Annotated in this window: 13 protein-coding genes, 1 tRNA gene and 1 pseudogene; 7 read left to right on the forward strand and 8 right to left on the reverse strand. The window is 59.6% G+C overall.

The genetic code is table 11. The features are described 5' to 3' along the window. Both ACVWZU_RS12275 and lysS read left to right on the forward strand, forming a co-directional pair. Positions 1–325: pseudogene (locus ACVWZU_RS12275) on the forward strand (hypothetical protein); the annotation flags it as partial. Positions 326–375: 50 nt separating this feature from the next. Continuing rightward, the gene (gene lysS / locus ACVWZU_RS12280; RefSeq protein WP_457445157.1) at positions 376–1,911 is read left to right on the forward strand and encodes a lysine--tRNA ligase; all 1,536 of its coding nucleotides are present in this window, start codon (positions 376–378) and stop codon (positions 1,909–1,911) included. A 93-nt stretch (positions 1,912–2,004) separates the two neighbouring features. Here lysS and ACVWZU_RS12285 read toward each other — a convergent pair whose 3' ends face one another. Continuing rightward, the gene (locus tag ACVWZU_RS12285) at positions 2,005–5,760 is read right to left on the reverse strand and encodes a tetratricopeptide repeat protein (protein ID WP_457445159.1); all 3,756 of its coding nucleotides are present in this window, start codon (positions 5,758–5,760) and stop codon (positions 2,005–2,007) included. 242 nt (positions 5,761–6,002) lie between these two features. Between ACVWZU_RS12285 and ACVWZU_RS12290 the strand changes: the two genes are divergently transcribed. Then, positions 6,003–7,196 (forward strand): RNA-guided endonuclease InsQ/TnpB family protein, encoded by a 1,194-nt coding sequence (locus ACVWZU_RS12290; protein ID WP_457445177.1) that lies wholly within the window; start codon positions 6,003–6,005, stop codon positions 7,194–7,196. 1 nt (position 7,197) lies between these two features. Here the strand turns inward: ACVWZU_RS12290 and ACVWZU_RS12295 are convergent, their stop codons facing one another. From ACVWZU_RS12295 to ACVWZU_RS12310, 4 genes are all read right to left on the reverse strand, one after another. Continuing rightward, positions 7,198–8,820 carry a copper resistance CopC/CopD family protein gene (locus ACVWZU_RS12295; protein WP_457445161.1) on the reverse strand — a complete coding sequence of 541 codons (1,623 nt, stop codon included), beginning with the start codon at positions 8,818–8,820 and terminating at the stop codon, positions 7,198–7,200. A gap of 17 nt (positions 8,821–8,837) precedes the next feature. Next, a complete protein-coding gene (locus tag ACVWZU_RS12300; protein ID WP_457445163.1) occupies positions 8,838–9,431 on the reverse strand; it encodes a YcnI family protein in 594 nt (197 codons plus the stop codon). A 62-nt stretch (positions 9,432–9,493) separates the two neighbouring features. Then, the gene (locus tag ACVWZU_RS12305) at positions 9,494–9,841 is read right to left on the reverse strand and encodes a hypothetical protein (RefSeq protein ID WP_457445165.1); all 348 of its coding nucleotides are present in this window, start codon (positions 9,839–9,841) and stop codon (positions 9,494–9,496) included. Then, a complete protein-coding gene (locus ACVWZU_RS12310; protein WP_414413566.1) occupies positions 9,841–10,182 on the reverse strand; it encodes a c-type cytochrome in 342 nt (113 codons plus the stop codon). Before ACVWZU_RS12310 ends, ACVWZU_RS12305 begins: the two co-directional genes overlap by 1 nt. A gap of 135 nt (positions 10,183–10,317) precedes the next feature. Between ACVWZU_RS12310 and dnaG the strand changes: the two genes are divergently transcribed. Next, a complete protein-coding gene (dnaG, locus tag ACVWZU_RS12315) occupies positions 10,318–12,258 on the forward strand; it encodes a DNA primase (RefSeq protein WP_457445167.1) in 1,941 nt (646 codons plus the stop codon). Between the two features lie 156 nt (positions 12,259–12,414). Here dnaG and alaS read toward each other — a convergent pair whose 3' ends face one another. Beyond that, the gene (gene alaS / locus ACVWZU_RS12320; protein ID WP_457445170.1) at positions 12,415–15,069 is read right to left on the reverse strand and encodes an alanine--tRNA ligase; all 2,655 of its coding nucleotides are present in this window, start codon (positions 15,067–15,069) and stop codon (positions 12,415–12,417) included. A gap of 284 nt (positions 15,070–15,353) precedes the next feature. Here alaS and ACVWZU_RS12325 point away from each other — a divergent pair, with 284 nt between their 5' ends. Beyond that, positions 15,354–17,015 (forward strand): protein kinase domain-containing protein, encoded by a 1,662-nt coding sequence (locus ACVWZU_RS12325; protein ID WP_457445172.1) that lies wholly within the window; start codon positions 15,354–15,356, stop codon positions 17,013–17,015. A gap of 247 nt (positions 17,016–17,262) precedes the next feature. Here the strand turns inward: ACVWZU_RS12325 and ACVWZU_RS12330 are convergent, their stop codons facing one another. Beyond that, a complete protein-coding gene (locus ACVWZU_RS12330) occupies positions 17,263–17,766 on the reverse strand; it encodes a hypothetical protein (RefSeq protein ID WP_414342275.1) in 504 nt (167 codons plus the stop codon). Between the two features lie 49 nt (positions 17,767–17,815). On the opposite strand from ACVWZU_RS12330, the gene ACVWZU_RS12335 reads away from it, so the two are divergent. Then, positions 17,816–17,889, forward strand: a tRNA-Asp gene (locus tag ACVWZU_RS12335). A 177-nt stretch (positions 17,890–18,066) separates the two neighbouring features. Continuing rightward, entirely contained in the window at positions 18,067–19,248 is a 1,182-nt protein-coding gene (locus tag ACVWZU_RS12340; protein ID WP_457445174.1) for an aldo/keto reductase, read from the forward strand. 408 nt (positions 19,249–19,656) lie between these two features. Here ACVWZU_RS12340 and ACVWZU_RS12345 read toward each other — a convergent pair whose 3' ends face one another. Further along, positions 19,657–20,064, reverse strand: a complete 408-nt coding sequence (locus tag ACVWZU_RS12345; protein ID WP_414358035.1) for a gamma-glutamylcyclotransferase family protein — start codon at positions 20,062–20,064, stop codon at positions 19,657–19,659. Positions 20,065–20,171: the final 107 nt, after the last annotated feature.

Raw genomic sequence — 20,171 nt, forward strand, 5'->3', positions numbered from 1 at the left:
AGGACTCCGTCCCGCTAACGCGAAAGGACTCCGTCCCGCTAACGCGAAAGGACTCCGTCCCGCTAACGCGAAAGGACTCCGTCCCGCTAACGCGATCGGGCTGGGCTTAACCCTCTGGCAGCGATCCTTTGAGGTCGTGAATACCGAATGGCTACGCTGGTGTGATCGGGAGGGGCAGGTTTTGCCCACCGGCGAAGAAAAGGCTGCTCTGGAACAACAGCGCGCTGAGGCAGAACGCCAACGGGCCGAAGCCCTTTTGGAGCTGCTGCGTTCCCACGGCAAAGGACTCCGTCCCGCTAACGCGATCGCACCGCCGGCAGCCTGAAAAATCCCGTCCCTAACGGGGCTTCCATTGTCCATTGCCTATCCACCGCCATGTCTACCCTCCCCAGCAGCAGCGAAGTTGCCCAACGGGCCGCCCGCCTGGAAAAAGCCCAACACCTGCGGGAACAAGGGATCCCGCCCTATGCCTATTCTTTTCCTGTTACCCATCTGGCTGCCGAGCTGCAGGAGCAATTTGCCGACCTAGAGCCCGGCGGCGAGCGGGAGGATGTGCAGGTGGCGGTGGCCGGGCGGATCCGGGCGCGGCGGGTCATGGGCAAGCTGGCTTTCTTTACCCTTCAGGATCGCTCCGGCACCATCCAGCTTTACCTGGAGAAGCAACGGCTGACGGAGCATATGGGGGAGTTGGCCTTCAAGAACTTGGACAAGCTCATCGACGTGGGCGATTGGCTGGGGGCCAAGGGCTGCCTCAAGCGCACCGAAAAAGGGGAATTGTCGGTGCGGGTGGACGAGTACCAGGTGCTAACCAAGGCGCTGTTGCCGCTGCCGGACAAGTGGCACGGCCTGCGGGATGTGGAGAAACGCTACCGCCAGCGCTACGTCGATCTCATCGTCAACCCTGAGGTCAAGCAGACCTTGCTCGACCGCGCCCAGATCATCCGCTCCCTGCGGCAGACTCTGGAAGAGCGAGGTTTTGTGGAAATTGAGACGCCAGTGTTGCAGGTGATCCCCGGCGGGGCGGAGGCGCGACCCTTCATCACCCACCACAACGCTCTGGATCTGGATCTCTACCTGCGCATTGCCACCGAGCTGCACCTGAAGCGGCTGGTGGTGGGCGGGATCGAGCGAGTCTATGAAATTGGGCGGGTCTTTCGCAACGAAGGCATTTCCACCCGCCACAACCCGGAGTTCACCTCTCTAGAGGCCTATCAAGCCTTCGCCGACTACCACACCATGATGGAGCTGACGGAAACCCTGGTCTGCAACGCCGCCCTGGCGGTGCGGGGATCCCTGCAGCTCACCTACCAAGGGGAAGCCATCGACCTCACCCCTCCCTGGCGACGGGTGACGATGCAGGAGCTGGTGGAGGAGGCCACTGGCATTTTCATCGATGTGGAAAAGGGATGCCCTGAAGAGCTCTTGCCGGCCTTGGCCGCCCAAGGGATCCCCGATCTCTCCCCCCAGGACTCCCCCGGCCAGTTGCTGGTCAAAGCCTTTGAGCACTGCTGCGAGAGCCGCCTGCGCCAGCCCACCTTTGTTCTGGACTACCCCCTGGATGTGTGTCCTCTTACCAAGCCTCACCGCAGTAAACCGGGGTTGGCCGAGCGCTTCGAGCTGTTCATCGTGGGGCGGGAGACGGCCAACGCCTACTCCGAGCTCACCGATCCGGTGGATCAGCGGCAGCGGCTGGAGGCCCAGGCAGCCCTGAAGGCAGCCGGCGATGAAGAGGCCCATTTTCTGGATGAAGACTTTCTCACCGCCTTGGAATACGGCCTGCCCCCCACCGGCGGCCTGGGCGTGGGGATCGACCGCTTGGTGATGCTGCTGTGCGACGCTCCCAGCATTCGCGATGTCATTGCCTTTCCGCTGCTGCGGCCCGAGACGGGAGAAGTGGCGGAGGAGGCTTGAGCCGATCCCTCTAACTGTCCATTCAAATCCCATCGATTTCTAAGAGAGGTTGGAGGTGGCCGCGGCGACGGCGCGGAGCCTTTGGGAAGTGTCTCAACCTATTTTGAAATAACTAGCGATAACGTCTTCCAAAAGCCGACCTTCGTACCCTTGCATCTGGAGGGCAGCCTGGAAATCCTGGCAGGCTCTCTGCCAATCCCCAAGGGCAGTCCGGGCCAGGGCGCGGTTGAGGTGGGCCTTGAGGTGGCAGGGATCCCTATCGCTCGCGTCAGCAGTGCAGAGTGTTATGGCTTGGTCGTAGTCGCGGATGGCCGCCGAAAAATCCCCCTGTTGGGCGTAGGCCCAGCCGCGGTTGTTCAAAACCCAGACCCGCTCCTGGGGATCCAGCTCCAGTTGCAGCAGTCGGGTGTAGTCTTCTATCGCTTTGTCCGTCTGTCCCTCGCCATCCCACAGGAGAGCTCGGTGGAGCAAAGCAGAGTGCTCCTGGGGGTTCAAGGCCAGGGCCTGCGTGTAGTCGGCAATGGCCAGCTCAGGGCAATTGGCCTGCCGGTGTAGATCCCCCCGTTGACGGTAGGCCAGGGCAGCATCGGCCACCCCCCAGTTCTGGTCGAGGCTCAGAGCTTGGTTGAGATCCGCCAATGCCGCCTCTTGATCCCCCAAAGCCAGATGCACCCTTGCCCGCAAAGCAAAAGCCTGAGAAGCCTGCGGTTGCTGCTGGATCAGCGCCGTGAAATCGGCCAACGCCCCAGCCAGATCCCCCCTCTCTTGGCGACACAAGCCCCGATACAACAGGGCTCCGGTGACCAGCACTTCTGGATCCCCTGGGCTGGCCAGCTCCAAGACCCGATCCCAATCGGCTATTGCCCCCTCCAGGTTGTGGCGCAGGCGGCGGACTTGGGCCCGCTTCAGGTGGGCCTCCAGATAGAGCTGCCGGGACTGTTCTCCGTCTTGGGCCTCTTCCTGGATGACTTGGTCGAAGTCGGATTCAGCCTGCTCCAAGGCTACGCCCGCTGCAGGAACGGTGCCGCGCACCGCCAACGTCAACAACAGAGAGCCGCGGGCCAAGCGGGCCATCCTGTGTTGGGGATCCCGCTGCAGCAGACGGTTTAGATCTTGCAAGGCCGCTTCGGTCTGACCCAACTGCTGCAGAGCTTGTCCTCGGTGCCACAGCGCTTCCCTGTGGTCAGGATCCTGCTGCAAAACCCGGCTGAGATCCTGAATGGCGGAATCCCAGTTGCCCACCTGTCCATGGGCCATGCCCCGTCCCAGCCAAGCCGTCCAGTCCTGAGGATCCTGCCGCAACACCTCGTCGTAGTCGGCAATGGCCTCTGGCCACCGGCCCAGCTGTCGGCACAACTCAGCTCGCTCTTGGCGCAGATCCCGCCGTTCCGGCTGCAAGCGCACCGCCTCGTTCAACTGCTCCAAGGCCGCCTGCAGATCTCCCGTCTGGATTTGGGCCCGCGCCAGATCTCGGCGGATATCCGCCTGGGCCACTGCCGCCCCCAGGGCCAAAGCCTGGTGGTAGTCCTGGATGGCCCCCGGCCCATCTCCCAGAGCAGCCCGCACTTGGCCGCGATGGAAATAAGCCAAGCCCGACTGAGGATCCCCTTGCAGAGCTTGGTCGAAATCGGCCAGCGCTCCCTGCCAATCCCCCAACCGTTGCCGTGCCATACCGCGGCGCAGATGGGCATTAACCAGCAGCTCCGGCCCGCGTGGGATCCCCCACTGCAACACCTGCGAGAAGTCCTCACAGGCTGCCGGCCAATCTTCCCGCTCAGCATGGAGTTGGCCGCGGTTGAAGTAGAGCTGAGGGTTCTGCGGATCCCGCTCCAGGGCAGCCGTGTAATCCTGCAGAGCCGCCAGGGGATCCCCCAACAGCCAATGGATTCGCCCGCGGCTGCTGTAGGCACTGGCATCTTGGGGATCCAAAGCAATGGCCTGGTTCAAGTCGGACAAAGCCGCTTCAATGTTGCCCAAGTCCAGGTGGGCAATGCCTCGGTTGAGGTAGGCTTTGGCCATCTGGGGATCCAGCTCCAGGGCGCGGTTGAAGTCTGCCAGAGCGCCGCCGGGATCCCCCAGCCCCTGGCGAGCCAAGCCCCGGCAGAGATAGGCCCGCGACAGGTTGGGATCCAGACGGAGAGCCTGTTCACAATCGGCCAGCGCCGGCTCCAGGGTGTTGCTGCTCAGGTAGGCCATGGCCCGCTGCAAGTAGAGATCCGCCTGGGCTGCCGCCTCTGCCTCAGGTAGCTCAGTGGCCTCAGCAGACCGTAGGGATAGGGCCTGAGAAAAATCTTCAACGGCCCCTTGGGGATCCCCCAACGCTTGCCGGGCCAGGCCCCGGTGGTAATAGGCTTTGCCGTGGCGAGGATCCAACTGCAGCGCTTGGGTGTAGTCCTCGACGGCCCCTTGCAAATCTGACAACTGGACCCGCGCCACTCCCCGGTTGAAGTAGGCTTCCCCGTCCTGAGGGTCCCGCTTGATCACCTCGGAAAAATCGGCTGCTGCCCCCTGCGCATCTCCCAGATGGCCGCGCACCACGCCGCGGTTGAAATAGGCCCGCACATCTTCCGGGTTGAGCTCAATGGCCCGCGAATAGTCTTCGATGGCCTGCTGCTGCTGATTGAGTTGCCGGTAAGCATTGCCACGGTTGTAGTAGGCCACCGCCCATTGTGGGTTGAGGCCGAGAGCCTGGGTGTAGTCGGCAACAGCTCCCTCGTAGTCCTCCAGCCGGTAGCGGGCAATGCCGCGGTTGAAATAGGCGCGGGCGTCCCCTGCCAGTTGAATGACTTGGGTGTAATCTGCGATGGCCCCTGCCAAGTCCCCACTTTTGTAGCGGGCGCTGCCCCGCTGGCTGTAGGCGCGGCTATTTTGGGGATCCAATTGAATGGCCAACGTGCAGTCGGCAATCGCCCCCTGGAAATCCCCTTGGCGAGCTTTCTCCTGTGCGCGGGCCAACAGGCGCGTCACCAAAACCTGATCCACCGAAACATCGCCGAGCGTCGCCTCTTGGGGAAAAGGCAACAGGGGCCGCAGCGCCTCCAACACTTCAGCAGCGGACTGAAAGCGCTCTTGCCAGTGGGGGCAGATCAGGCGATCCAAAATCTCGGCCAGCTCCTCGCTGACCTGAACCAAATCCCGCCAGAGCAGTTGGCCGGTGCGGGGATCATCCCGGATCTTATGGGGAGGACGACCGGTGAGGGCTTGGATGGCCAGCACCCCCACAGAGTAAAGGTCGCTGCAGGGCTGGGGCTTGCCGTTGAGCTGTTCGGGCGCCATGTAGCCAACCGAGCCAATCACCGTCGCCAACTGAGTTTGGCCGGGGGCATGGCTGACCAACCGCCCCACTTCCTTGACTGCCCCAAAGTCGATCAACACCAACTTGCCATCGGCATCGCGGCGCATCAGGTTGGCCGGCTTGATATCCCGATGGACGATCTGGTGGGCGTGTACATGGCGCAGGATCTCCAAAATATCCCACAACAGTTTCAAAACCTCGGCCTCGCTCAGCGGCTTGCCCGGGATCAGCTCCTGGCTGAGATCATGCCCGGCAACAAACTCTTGCACCAAGTAAAAATCCTGATCCTGCTCGAAGTGGGCCAAAAGGCGGGGCACCTGGTCGAAGTGGTTGAGCCGGTTGAGAACCTTGGCTTCCCGTTCAAAGAGCTTGCGAGCCGTGGCCAACGTATAGGGATCCGTGGAGAGGGGGCGAAGGCGCTTGACGACGCAAGGGCTATCGAAGGTGTCTTGATCCACCGCCTTGTAGGTTACGCCAAACCCTCCTTCCCCGAGGGGATGGAGAATGCGATAGCGTCCCCTGAGCACACTTCCCGCTCTGATCTTGTCTTCCATAGCCAAGCCAGTCGCCTGAGCGGAGCAGCCTTTTGCCACTACGAGCTGGCTCGATTCTGCCACAGGCCGACGCCCTTGGGCGGAGCAATCCACAGCTCCTATCCAGGGTCTTTTTCTGCTTTTTCTTTTCGCGATCTTCAATGTCTGTAACAATTCAGTCAGCTAGAAATCGCAGGAGCCCCGCACTGTACCCGTAGGGTCAGTGCCGGGAGGAATGCGCTTTGATGAAGTACAATGGACTTATGAGCCAAGTCCTGACCATATCCTGTAAGCTCAAGGCGTTCCCGTCACAAGCCGCCAAATTGGACGCGACGATGGATGTCTTTGTGCAGGCATTGAACTGGGTCAACCAGAACACGCCGGAGAAGATCGTCAACGCGGTCAAGTTGCAATCCCTTTGCTACTACGAGATTCGAGCCCGATTCGGCTTGTCCAGCAACTTGGCCCAACAGGTGTGCAGACGACTGGCCGGCGCTCGCAAAGTGGCGAGACAGCGCAACCGTCCGGTTAAAGAGTTCAAGCGTAGGTTCGTTACCTACGATGCACGTATCTTCTCATTTCGCGAGAAAGACTGGACGGTGTCGCTGACCACGGTTGAAGGGAGAGAACGCTTTGAGCTAGCCATTGGTAACTACCAGAGGGGAATACTGGCTGGCTCTAACCCCAAATCGGCCACCCTAGTCCAGCGGAAGGATGGCTCCTACTACATCCAGATTTGCGTAGAGAAAAACCCGCCCAAGCAACAAGATACCGACAGGGTGATCGGGGTGGACTTGGGCAGGACGGATATCGCCCATACGTCAGACGGGGACAATTGGAATGGACAGCAGTTGAACAGAGTCCGAGACCACTACTCCCGGTTGAGGGCGGTACTCCAACGCAAAGCCAGTAAGGGCACACGCAGTTCGCGGCGCAGATGCCGTCAACTGTTGCAACGGCTGTCTGGCAAGGAGAGGCGCTTTCAGGCGTGGGTCAATCATCGCATCTCCAAAGCTATTGTCTCTAGGGCAAAAGCTACCAACAGCGCTATTGCTCTGGAAGACCTGACAGGGATTCGGGAAAGGGTCAATCAACAGCCACGCAGCAAAGCCGAACGGCGCAGGGCCAACAGTTGGGCGTTTTATCAACTCCGTCAATTTTTGGAGTACAAGGCTCTGCGTGCGGGGGTTGCTCTGATTCTTGTGCCGCCTGCCTACACGTCGCAGACCTGCCACCGGTGTTTGCACATCCATCCCGACCCTGCGCAATCCTATCGCAGTGGAAAGAAGTTTAAGTGTGGACACTGTGGATGGGAAGGGGATGCGGATTTGAATGGTGCGAATGTGATTGCGCTTTTGGGGGCTGCCGTAAACCAGCCTAGAGGTTCGTGGTTGGCTTGCCAACTGCAGGGCTGCCGAAAGCCCGCCCTGTACTGCGAAGCAGTCAGGGTCGGGTAGTTTACAGAGAAACCGCGATCTGACCTCGCCGCTCTTCAAAATCGCTGATCAGCAGTCTCACCTCGATCTGCCATTCCCCCGCCAGGGCCAGAGGCACATTTTCCACCACAAATTGGCCAGGCCCATCCGGCGCTACAGTGCGGCGTAGAGGGGGGATCCCCTGTTCTGGCAGGGAAAACCCAAGGGTCAATTCCTGGGCCGGGACTCCCTTCACCTCAGCCCGAATTTGATTTTCCCCAGGACGACAGGGCAGAATCCTCAGGTGCAGGCTGCCTTCCGGCCAGTTCAAGCTCTCTTCACAACTGGTCTGCCAACCTGATTCCAGGGGGGATCCCATGCCCTGCCTTCCATTACTGGGAGGAGCCTGGGCCACCAGGAAGCTGGTCAAGGCCAGCACCAGCATCAGCCCCACCAACTCCAGGCGGACGATCCGGCGCAGCGACCGGCCCACCGTCTGCCCACCCTGCTGCAATGCCGGCACCAGCCGAAACTTGTTGTGGGCGCCCAACCCCACCATCATCAGCACCAGCAGCAGCTTGGCCCAGAGATACTGCCCATACGGATGATCCCAGTCCCAGCCGCGGTGGATCCCACCCATCCCCACCCCCGCCAGGATAAGCCCCGGTACCGCCCAGGTGGCCACGTCAGAAAACCGTTGGATGATGCCTACAGATGGGTAGAGAGCAGATTCCTTGCCCAGCAGGCGCTCCAGCCCCCACAACCCTCCCAACCAGAAAGCTGAACCGGCCAGATGCAGCCCCAGCAGCGCCATTGTCCCCATCGGATGCTCACTGGTGAGAGCATGGCCAATGGGCAAAAAGGAGCCGAGCACCAACACCGACCCCATACCGCTGGCCCAGACGGCACCTCCCTCACAGGCCCAGATCAGGATCCCTAGCCCCACCAGCCGCAGCCCTGTACCCCAACCGTAGGGAGAAAGCATCACACGCAGCAGCTCTCGCCCATTAAAGTAAGGGTAGAGCTGGGCCAAATGCAGACTGAAGGCCACCACGGTCAAGCTGAGGGTGATCCAAGCTGTCGCAAAAGCCCAAGATAAGGGCTCCGCCCCGCTGACGCGATCAGAATCGGCGAAACTGCTCCGCTGCCCCCGCAACAGTCGCCACCAGCCCAGCACCCCCACCACAAAGAGGCTGCCCAAGTAGATCCCCCAGCGTACCCCCACCAGCGGCCAGTACAAGGGATCCCTTCCTTGAAGCTGGGTCGCCCTCACCGTCTGAACTCGCTCCGGATCCGCTCCCACCAGGAAAACAAACGAACCGCTTACCGGATGAGAATCGGCAGAAATGGCCCGCCAGCTGACAATGTAAACCCCCTCTGGGATCTCCTGGGGCAGATCCCCCTGCGGCGCGTTGCCGGTGCTCACCACGTTTTCCAAAGCTAGCGCCCGTCCGCTGCTACCCAAAACCTGGAGTTGCGTGATCCGCACCGGCTCATTGAAAACAAGCCGCACCTGTGTCGGCGCTTCCTGCAGCACCGCCCCATCCTCCGGGAAGGTGGAGAGCAAGCTGGCATGGGCAAAAGCGGGCGGGATCCCGGCCACCCACAGCAAGGCGCAGAGGATCCCAGCCCAAATCCAAGCAAAACCCCTTTTGGGATGAAACATGCTCCTAAGCAGACCGCTTAGCGGGTACCGTGTCCATGGCCGTGCCCATGGCCTTGACCGTGACCCTGTCCACTGTCTCCACCTGTCAGCTTCAGCAGCGGAGCCGGCTCCGGCAAACTGTTGGGATCCTCGCCAGGCTGAGCCACCTGAATCCAGCGGTACATGCCCTGCTCGCACTCCTGAATCACTGGGATGGGGATGACCTCGCCGGGCCGATCCGGCAGCTTGGCGCGGATGCTGAACTCATCCATGAACTCATCGGGCAGCGAGCCGCCGCTCCAGATCACCTCGGCAACCGTTTCGGTAATCATCTTCCCATGCGACTCATAGGGGGTCTCCAGCGGCTTTTTGACCGTCTCGATTTTCCACAGGGGATGCACCATCGGCTTCACAGAGACGAATCCCTCCGGAATCTGCACCCGCAGGCGCACGGTCGGGGATCCATCGCAGCCATGGGGCACCCGAAAGGTGAGCTTGGCATAGCTGCCCGCCGTGGCCTCTTTGGGATGGACGGTGACATGGGCCCAGGCAGAAGAAAGGGGCAAACAACTCATTCCCAGGGCCAGCAGAGATTTCTTGGCCAGGGTCAAGTAACTTTGCAGACTGAACACTCGCAGATGCTCCTTACAAACCTGTAGAGAAAGAGAAAAATGCAGTGTTTGTTTGTCAAAACCTAGGGATGGTGATGGGATCCGTGGGATTCCGTTACGCTCATGCTGTGCTGTCCCCAACTGGAGAGGCCCATCGACACCAGGCCGGCACTGGCCAAGCCCATCGACACCAGCCCGAAGGAGAGCGCCCCCATAGCCACTAGGCCAATGGAGAGGATGCCGTGGGTCACCACGCCGATGGCCACTACCCCATGGGCAGAAATGCCCACCGCCACCAAGCCATGGGCTCCCACGCCAACCGACAGGATTTTGCGGCGGGATCCCTGTCCTTCACATCCCTGCTCGTGAGGCAGCCGCTCCACTGGTCTCCCCTGGAGCAGGGCTGGATCTTGAGTCTTCTCTTTGGACACTAGCCTCTGCTCCAGTTGTGCTCAGCGCGATCCAAAACGTAGGCCGCCACCGCCTCGATCTCCTCCGGCTTGAGAATCTTGGCAAAAGCCGGCATGGCCCCTTTGCCGTTTCTCACTTGGGCCTGGATCAGCTCAGGGGTGTCTACGTGGTACTCATGAAGAGCCGCCAGAGAAAGGTTTTTCGCTGCCACCAAAGTGTTGCGCCCGTTCAAGTGACAACCCACACATTTGGCCTGAAAGACCTTGGCTCCCAAGGCCAAATCCGGCTCGGCAGAAGCCGCTTGCGGGCTCAAAAAGAGGGCAGAGACTGCCAACAAAAGCCCTATAAAAAGGTTGATCATTCGCATTTTCATCTCAGGGACTGACCGAAAACTAGCCTTTAAGGCCCGCCCATTATCCCAAGCCCGTTGGGCCAGGTCAAAAGACAGCCTGTCGAGTTTCCCCCGGCTACTATAAGGTCAGGATCCCCCGAAGCCATGAGCGGTCTGCCCCCCGATTTCATTCAGTTGGTGCGCCAAAAGGCCGACCTCGTGGAAGTGGTGGCCGAAAAAGTGGTGCTGCGCAAGCAGGGAAAGAACTTCGTTGGGCTTTGCCCTTTCCACAACGACCACAAACCCAGTTTTCAGGTCAGCCCCAGCAAGCAGATCTACAAGTGCTTCTCCTGCGGGGCAGGGGGAGATGTGCTGCGCTTTGTCATGCAGACCGAGCATCTCTCCTTTGCTGAGGCCGTGCGCCACTTGGCGCGGCGATACCACATCCCTCTGCCCACCCGCAATCCCGAGGCGCAGCCCTTGGGATCCCTTGATGAGCGGGAACTCTCCCACCGGGAAAAGCTGCTGGAGATTTTGGCCATGGCCGCCGATTTTTATCAGCATGCCCTCCGCTCCCAGGTGGGAGCTGCCGCCCGCCAGTACCTGCACAGCCGCCACCTGAGCGAAGAAACTTTGCAAAAATTTCAAATCGGCTTTGCTCCCCCCGGCTGGCAATCTCTCTACGAATACTTGGTCAACCACAAGCGCCAACCGGTCAAACTTTTAGAAGAGGCTGGATTGCTGGTTCCCCGCCAGCAGGGATCCGGCCACTACGACCGCTTTCGCAACCGGATCATGCTGCCCATTTTCGATGTGCAGGGGCGGGTGATCGGGTTTGCCGGCAGAGCCTTGGGGGAGTCAGGACAGCCCAAGTACCTCAACTCTCCAGAAACAGAGCTCTTCAACAAAAGCCAGGTGGTCTATGGTCTCAACTTTGCCCGCGATGCCATTGCCAAAGCCGATCAAGTCTTGGTGGTGGAAGGCTATTTCGATGTCATCGCCCTGCATCAGGCGGGGGTTGCCTATGCCGTAGCCGCTATGGGCACTGCTTTGACACCCCACCAGGTGAAGATCCTGCTGCGCTACACCCAATCGAAGCGACTGATTCTCAATTTTGATGCGGATCGGGCCGGTTTGAACGCCGCCAACCGAGCCATTGAAGCCGTTGAAGAACAAGCGCGGCGCGGAGAAATTGAGCTGCGCATTCTCACCCTTCCTGAGGGCAAAGATGCCGACGAGTTTTTGCGGGAGTACAAGAGCTCGGCCCCGCCGACGCGAGCGGTTTCTGAACTGCAAACCCTGATCGAGCAAGCTCCCCTGTGGCTGGATTGGCGAATTGAACAGGTGCTGGCCGGTCGGGATCTGAGCCGGGCCACCGATTTTCAGCAGGCCCGTCAAGCCCTTGTGCAACTGCTGGCCGGTTTGGGTGGACAGTGGCGCTCTTTGTATTTGCACAAAGTGGCAGAATTGCTCAGCCGCGGCAACGGTCGCCTCAGTCGAGATTTGGAAGAAGACCTGCGCCGAGCCGTGCGGCAGTACCGCTGGGCCAAACCCCAGCAACCTTCCCTCAATAAGGGATCCAAACTCTTGCAATCTGAGTCCCATCTTTTGCAGATCTTTCTGCATTTTGGCGAGTATCGCCGCGAAATTCGGCAAACTTTGCTGGAGCGAGAGCTGCAATTTAGTTTTCGCCCCCACCGCGAGTTGTGGCAGCGGATCTTGGAGCTGATCTCGGCTCAGCCGGAGCTGGAAGAGCAAGAAGAGACGTTGCTGACGGCTTTGCGCACCCTCTGTGCCCAAGATGAGCAGCTCAACGAGCGCCTCAGCCATCTGCTTTGGCTGGACGAAAACACCCGCGTAGCTCTGATGCGTCCGCAGATGGTGGTGCGGGCCGCCATTGCCAACATGGAGCTGGAAATTCGCCAGAAACGCTACCGCTATTGGACCCAACTGTGGGATCAAGCCTTTTCCGAGGGCAACACCGCCCTGGCTGCCCAGTACCAGGCCAGCATCCAGCAGGAATACCAGGCGATTCAGGCGCTGCAGCGGCAGGTGCAACTGAGCTTGGAAGACCTGTCGGAAACTGCACTGGCCGAAGATCTATAGTCATTTCGATTTAAACCTAAACCCATAACCCAATACGGGGCCAGAAGGCTTCCCTCAATAGCCCAGGCGTCTCACCCTAAACTGAACAGCACTCTAAACTGAACGACTGTAGTGGCTGATGGACGGCCTGTTGCTGCTCAAAAGGGCTTCGCTCCCCTAGCGCGAGATCAGCTCTGCTTGCAACCGCTCCCGGGCCACCTGCAAAGCCTCTGCCAATTTCTCCGGCTGTTTGCCCCCAGCTTGGGCCAAGTTGGGCCGTCCGCCACCACCGCCCCCAGTCAGTTTGGCGATCTCGCCGACGAAGGATCCCGCCTTCAGGCCAAGTTGCTGCACCGCAGGGCTAAAGGCAGCCACCAGGCTGACCTTACCGGCTTCCGGCACCGATCCCAGCACCACTGCCCCTTCCCCCAGCTTGTGGAGCAGATGCTCGGCAGCGGTTTTGAGGGCCTCAGGGGTGGTGGATCCCAGCTCGGCCACCAGCACCTTGAGATCTGCGACGGCAACCGCTTGGGCCAGCAAACGTTCGGCCTGTAGCAAGGCCAACTGGCTGCGCACCTCTTCCAGCTCCTTCTGAGCAGCTTTCAGCTCCGCCTGTAGGGCGGCAACCCGCTCCGGCAGTTCCTGGGGCTTGGCTTTGAATTGGGCGCTCAGCTCCCGCACCACCCTGTCCCGCTCGTTCAGGTATTCCAGTACAGCCGGCCCGGCCACGGCCTCGATGCGACGGATCCCGGCAGCCACTCCAGTCTCGGCGATGATCTTGAACAGGCCGATCTCGGCGGTGTTGTTGACATGGGTGCCACCGCACAGCTCCATCGACACCCCCGGAAAGTCGATTACCCGCACCTCGGCGCCGTATTTTTCCCCGAACATGGCCACGGCACCTCTGGCTTTGGCTTCGGCCAGGGGCATGATCGCCACTTGAGCAGCATGGGCCTCGGCAATCCAGGTGTTCACCAAGTTCTCGATCTGTTCCAGCTCCTCAGGGGTGACTGGCCGGGATAGGGTGAAATCAAAGCGCAGCCGGTCAAAAGCCACCAGGGATCCCGCCTGACCAATCGAGGGATCGACAATTCTTTTCAGGGCCGCCTGCAGCAGGTGGGTGGCGGTGTGGTGGGCTTGGGCGCGCCGCCGACAGGCCAGGTCAATCTGGGCTTGGACGGGATCCCCCACCCGCAGGATCCCGCGTTCCACACGGCCAAAGTGAACGAACAGATCCCCTTGCTTTTGCACATCTTCAATCCGCACCAGCAGGCCGTCCCCAGAAAGGTAGCCCCGGTCGCCAATTTGCCCGCCGGCTTCGGCGTAGAAGGGCGTGCGATCCAAAACGACCTGCACTGCCTGCCCTGCCTCCACTTGGGGCACCGATTTTCCCCCGACCAGCAGGGCCTCGACCACGCCGCGGGCAGAAGATTGGCTGTACCCCAAAAACTCCGTTTGGCTGAGGAAATCCGCCAGCTCGTCCAGGGATCCCTGGGCCGTGAGATCGATGGTTTGGTGGGCGGCGCGGGCCCGCTGCCGCTGTTTCTCCATCTCTTGCTCAAAGCCCTCCAGATCCACACTGAAGCCGTGTTCTTGGGCAATTTCTTGGGTTAGCTCCAGCGGAAAACCGTAGGTATCGAAGAGCTTGAAGGCGTCGGCGCCGGAGATCTGCTTTGGCGAGCTGCTGTCACGGCGGGAAGATTCGACGGCAGTAAACAAATCCAGCAGTAGCCGTTCCCCCCGCTCCAGGGTTTTGAGAAATTGCTCTTCCTCCCGTTGCAGCTCGGTCTTGATCAGGGTTTCTCGCTCCCGCACCTGAGGATAGGCAGCCTCGGCCAACTGAATCGCGGTCTCGATCACCGGGATGGTGAAAGGCTCGCCGATCCCCAGCAATCGCCCGTGGCGCACCATTCGCCGGATCAGCCGCCGCAGCACATAGCCCCGATCCACATTGGAAGGAAGCACCCCATCGGCAATCAAATGCATCACTGCCCGCGCGTGATCCCCGATCACCTTCAGGGAGATTTGCTGCTCCGGGTCGGCCTTGGAGTAGTTCAGCCCGGCGATCCCAGCCGCCGTTTGAATGATGGGAAAGATCAAGTCTGTCTCGTAGTTGTTGGGCACCCCCTGCAACACTTGGGCCAACCGCTCCAACCCCAGGCCGGTGTCGATGTTTTGCTTGGCCAGCGGCATCAGGTGACCTTCGCTATCCCGGTTCAGCTCCATGAACACCAGGTTGTAGATCTCCAGAAAGCGGGAGTCATCCTCCAAATCGATCCGCTCATCCCCCAGCTCCGGCTTGAAGTCGTAGTAAATCTCAGAACAAGGGCCACAGGGGCCGGTGGGGCCGGCAGCCCAGAAATTATCCGCCTCTCCCATGCGCTGGATGCGGTGGGCCGGGATCCCTATCTCATCTCGCCAGAGGGCAAAAGCCTCCTCATCTTCGCGAAAGACGCTCACCACCAGCCGTTCCGGGGGCAGGCCGAACACCTCCGTCACCAGCTCCCAGGCCCAGGCAATGGCCTCTTTTTTGAAGTAGTCGCCAAAGCTGAAGTTGCCCAGCATCTCGAAGAAGGTGTGGTGGCGCGCCGTTCGGCCCACATTCTCGATGTCGTTGGTGCGCACACATTTCTGGGCCGTTGTAACCCGTGGGTACTCCGGATCCCGTTGCCCCAGGAAAATGGGCTTAAAGGGCAACATGCCGGCAATGGTCAGCAGCACCGTCGGATCTTCCGGCACCAAGGAGGCGCTGGGCAACACCTGGTGGCCCCGCTGAGCGTAGAAGTCCAGAAAAGTTTGCCGAATGGCGGCACCGGAAAGAGCTGGAAACATGACAGGCGAAGATGGCTGTATTCATCAATTCTAAGTTTTCCCTCTGCAGGGCAGTCCAGCCCTTGTTGTTCTCCTCTGTTCCACCAAACCCCATCCGCCGAAAACCTAAGCGATTTGTCCGATTAACCTCAGGGCGGGCAGACGCTAAGATCAGCCTATCTGAGGCAGTTGTGCAAGATTTGTTTCTGTGTGGTTTAACCTGTATGTATCTCTCACAACTTGCCTGCCGACTTCTTGGCTCCGTCTCGGTTGTCCGGATCGCCAGCCGGTAACTCCAAACTGGTATGCCCACTTGCTACTGCCTTAACCCTGCCTGTTTGCACCCGGAAAACCCGGCGGATGCCTCTACCTGTGCCTCTTGTGGCCATCCCCTCCTGCTGCGCAATCGCTACCGGGCCTTCAAGCGCATCGGCCAGGGGGGATTTGGCTCTACCTTTTTGGCGCGGGATGAGGACATGCCCTCCAAACCTTGGCGGGTGATCAAGCAGTTGCGCCCGGTCGAGGGATCCCCGCAACTGGCCAAGCTGGCGGAGGAGCTCTTCAATCGCGAGGCCCAAGTGTTGGAGCGCCTGGGCGAACATTCGCAGATCCCCAAGCTCTACGCCCACTTTCAGGAAGGCGGCAAGTTCTACTTGGTGCAGGAATTTATCCAGGGCACCACCCTCTCCCAAGAAATGCGTCGCAATGGGCCCTTTTCCGAAGAACAAACCCGGCAGGTGATGCAGGAGGTGCTGCTGATCCTCAGCTATGTCCACAGCCAAAACACGGTTCACCGAGACATTAAACCTGCCAACCTCATTCGCCGCAAAGAGGATCAGCGGCTGGTGCTGATCGACTTTGGGGCCGTAAAGGAACTGGGGCCAGCCCAGGAGCAGGCGGCAGAAGTGACAGCAATCCGCTCCCTTGGCTTTTCTCCCCCGGAGCAAGTAGCCGGCCAGGCGGTCGGTCCCTCTAGCGATCTCTATGCCTTGGCTGCCACCTGCATCAACTTGATGACGTTGGAATCTCCGGCCAAGTTTTATAACCATGAAACGGGACAGTGGGATTGGTCGGATGAACTGCAGCTTAGCCCTGAATTCGACGCCATTCTGCACCGCATGTTGCAGCCGGCCATCAATCAGCGCTTTGCCACCGCCACCGAGGTCTTGCGGGCGTTGCAAGGGATCCCGGTGGAAGAGGCAGGCGGCCCGATCTCTCAGCCGATTGTGTTGCCCAGCTCTCCCCTGTCTGCCAATCCCAGCACATCGGTGATCTCCGGCTACTGGGCCAAGCGCCGCTCGGGTGGTTTCGTGCCCACACCCCTACCTCAGTTCACTGCAGGGGGAATGACAGCCAGCAGCCCGCTATCCATCCCCTCTGAGTGGGGGAGCACCACCGGTTTTACCCAACTGGGCCGAGCCAGCAGCATCACAGGCAGCGGACGGATCAAGCCGGCTACCCCACCGCGGATCCCTTCCATGGCGGGGGCCGATCTACGGGGCAAGTCCTTTGCCAACCAAAACCTAGCCGGCTACGATTTGCGCCAGGCCGATCTGCGGGGGGCCGATTTCTCAGGGGCCAACTTGCAGGGGGCGGATCTGCGCGGCATCCTCTTCAACACCCCTCAACCCTACTGGCTGCGGGTTTTGATCCAACTGTCTGGATCGGCCAAGACGTTGGGAGGGATCCTGACAGGCTTGGGGGGGCTGCTGGGCTCAGGGATCCTGGCCTTTTTGCTTGTCCGCCTGACCACGGGCAATTTGGTTTATGCGTTAGGAGCGGCTGGGATCGCCTTGGTGGTGGCCAGCTCGGTGATCTGGTCGATGGGCGGTGGGGTTCGTTTGGCTCGATACCCAGAAGAAAAGAGCAAGCGCTTTACCAACTTTTGCAAAGCGGATCTACGGGGGGCGCGGATGGACGAGAAGCTGCGGAAGTTTGCCCGCCGACAGGGGGCCATCTTGAGTTGACGCAGGGCGGATTGCGGATCTGGAATTTTGCGTTGCGATCTTTAAACTTTATAGATCTTTAATAGTTTTATAGTTGTTTCAGGTTAGGATGAGACATCTGGGCTACTGCTCGCGCCAGCGGGACGGAGTCCTATCGCGCCGGCGGGACGGAGTCCTTAGAAAAGCCTTCTGGCCCTCCGCATTCAACGCTTTGTCCTAGTTTGAATCGAAATGACCACAAAACCATAAAAGAGAAAAGTTCAAGAGCTCAAGCCATTGAAGGGGGTGGAGAGGCCCATCTGCGAAGCGATTGATTGACCTGTTCCATCAAAGCTCGGCAGGCTACGGTTTTGCCCTGTTGCCGATCCCCAGCTTGGTCGTAAAAGACGATGCCATCGGCCCGGGAAAGGCCCAACGCCAAGAACAACAGCTCCAAGACCCCAAAAGAAGCGGTCTCCAGCTCCGGCGCTCGATCCTTAAGCTCTGCCAGCGTGGTGTGGGCATCTTCCAGGTGGCCGAAGGCCGGGATCCACAGATGGGTCGTCGGCTGGGATCCCTCTGAGGATGAGTCGCCAGCAGCAGGATCCTCGACCACCCGCACCGTCAGCCAGCCGCCATCGGGGTAGCGCAAGGTGGTGTATTGCAGGTGATCCAGGTGTTGGGCCACCTGGGTGAGCACATCCGCCACCTGTTGCATCGCCGCCGTTGGGATCCCATTTTGCGGAGCGGTATCCACAAGGGTTGCGGCCTGTGCTGCCAAACTAACCACCATGATTGACAACAATCCTCGTCCACATCCAGAATAGATATTCGCAGCGATTGGGGCTGTAGTTCAATTGGTTAGAGCACCGCCCTGTCACGGCGGAAGTTGCGGGTTCGAGCCCCGTCAGCCCCGTACTCCTAAAACACTCTAGCTTAGTCGCTCCCCTGCAGCCCTCACATTTCCAGACTGATCTGATTTCTTGATTTCTGACGGTGACTGCTGCACAATGCGGCCGGCTCAGGGTTCAAGTTTCGGCGGTGGGGTATGGAAAGCCCGCCCTAAAATGGGGCTTAGTCCAGGGGAAAAACCATGCAGTATCGCAGATTTGGGCGTACCGAGCTGTCTATGCCCGTGCTGAGCTGTGGTGGCATGCGCTATCAACACAGTTGGCAAGATACTCCTTGGTCAGGGATCCCAGCGGCAAGCCAGCAGAACCTGGAGGCGACGATTCGCCGGGCCTTGGAGGTGGGCATCAACCACATCGAAACTGCCCGCGGCTATGGCACTTCTGAAATGCAGTTGGGCCGCATTTTGCCGCTCTTTCCCCGGCAAGATCTGATTGTGCAGACGAAAATTGGCCCCAGCGCCGACCCGCAGCAGTTCCTGGCCAAGTTCGAGCAATCGATGAGCTACTTGAACCTCGATTATGCGGATCTGCTGGCCATCCACGGGTTGAACACCTGGGAAGACTTGGAACACAGCCTGCGTCCAGGGGGGTGCCTGGAGGTGTGTCAGCGCCTGGTACGGCAGGGGCGGGTGCGTTTTGTCGGCTTCTCCACCCATGGGCCGACGGAGTTGATCGTGGAAGCCATACGGTCAGGGGGCTTCGATTACGTCAACCTGCACTGGTATTTTGTCAACCAGACCAACTGGCCTGCCATTGAGGCCGCCGCTCAGCAGGATATGGGGGTATTCATCATCAGTCCCTCAGACAAGGGGGGCAAGCTTTACGATCCGCCCGCCAAGCTGGTGCAGTTGTGCCAACCCCTCAGCCCGATGGTCTTCAACGACCTGTTCTGTCTGTCCCATCCCCAGGTTCACACCCTCAGCATTGGGGCGGCCCGACCCAGCGATTTTGATGAGCACCTGCAGGCGGTGGAGTTATTGGATCGGGCTGATGAGCTGTTGCCGCCGATCCTGGCCCGCCTAGAGCAAGCTTTGATCGAGCAGGTGGGAGAGCACTACGCCAAAACTTGGCACCAGGGCCTGCCTCGCTACGACCAAACCCCCGGACAAGTGAATATCCCGTTCATTCTGCTGCTGCGCAATTTGGTCTTGGCCTATGACTTGGTGGACTATGCCAAGAGCCGTTACAACCTGTTGGGCAATGCCGGCAGTTGGCTCCCCGGCCAGCGGGCAGACAAAGTGGATGCCGAAGCCCTGCGACCTTATCTTATCCACAGCCCCCACCGCGACCGGATCCCGGCTTTGTTGCAAGAAGCCCATCGCCTGCTCTCTGGAGCTGAGGTGAAGCGCCTATCTCAGAGCTAGCTTGCTCAGGGATCCCCCCGTTTGACGGTATTAAAATGCTTCCGCAAGAGATTCAAGACTACATCGTTTTATTGAGAAACTCCGTGTTGCAAGAACAGTTACTGAGTTAGATGAGAGTCTGGCAACACTAGCCCCACCGCATCTGTAGACGCAAGAGGAGTACCATTGCGATGGCCAGCCTTTTACTGTGGCCTGTTTGGCATGGTTGTAGGTGATTGAGATAACAGTCGCCGACCTTTCGGATTGCCAACGGATGTGCCGTCACTTTTATCGGATAGGCCGCACTCTCTTGGATCTGGACGCTGCCAAAACCGTTCGGGATCAACCCACCTGGTTTGAGGCTCCATCTTAAGGTCAGGGGCAGGAACCTGTTTGCCAGCAGCCTCAATCCCCTTGGACAGAGTGCTCTCAGCCACCCAACCCCATCGCTTCAATTTGATGAATGTAGTCGGGGGGAAGCCCATGCTCTCGTGCCCCCTTCAAGATTCCTTGAAGATATCCCTCGCTTGGGATCAATGAATCATCAATGAATGAATCTCCCGCCACGTAAGTCATTGCTTCGATCACTTCACCCTCATCGCTTCGAACCTGAACCTGCTGGCGACGGTAATGACCTCCCGGAATTCCTTCATACCGATCCATCCTCTCCAGCCTGTCCGAGCTGCACAGATAGGCAACTCCCCACACAACCCCAGAGGGATCCCGGACAATGTTGGCCTTGCCGGTTCCATCGTTGCCGCGCTTGTTGAACGTCAGGCGGTATCCCTGCAAACGAGCACGCCTAGCTTCCTTGAAATCAACAGCACGGTGTCCCATCTGCTGGGCATCTAGGTCGTGTTGATCTTATGTTAGGATAGAGAGAATAATTTATAGAGGAAAGAGGATGAAGTTGGTTTTTTTAGATGAAAACAAATGGCAGAAGA

The organism is Thermostichus sp. MS-CIW-26 (genome assembly GCF_054059115.1).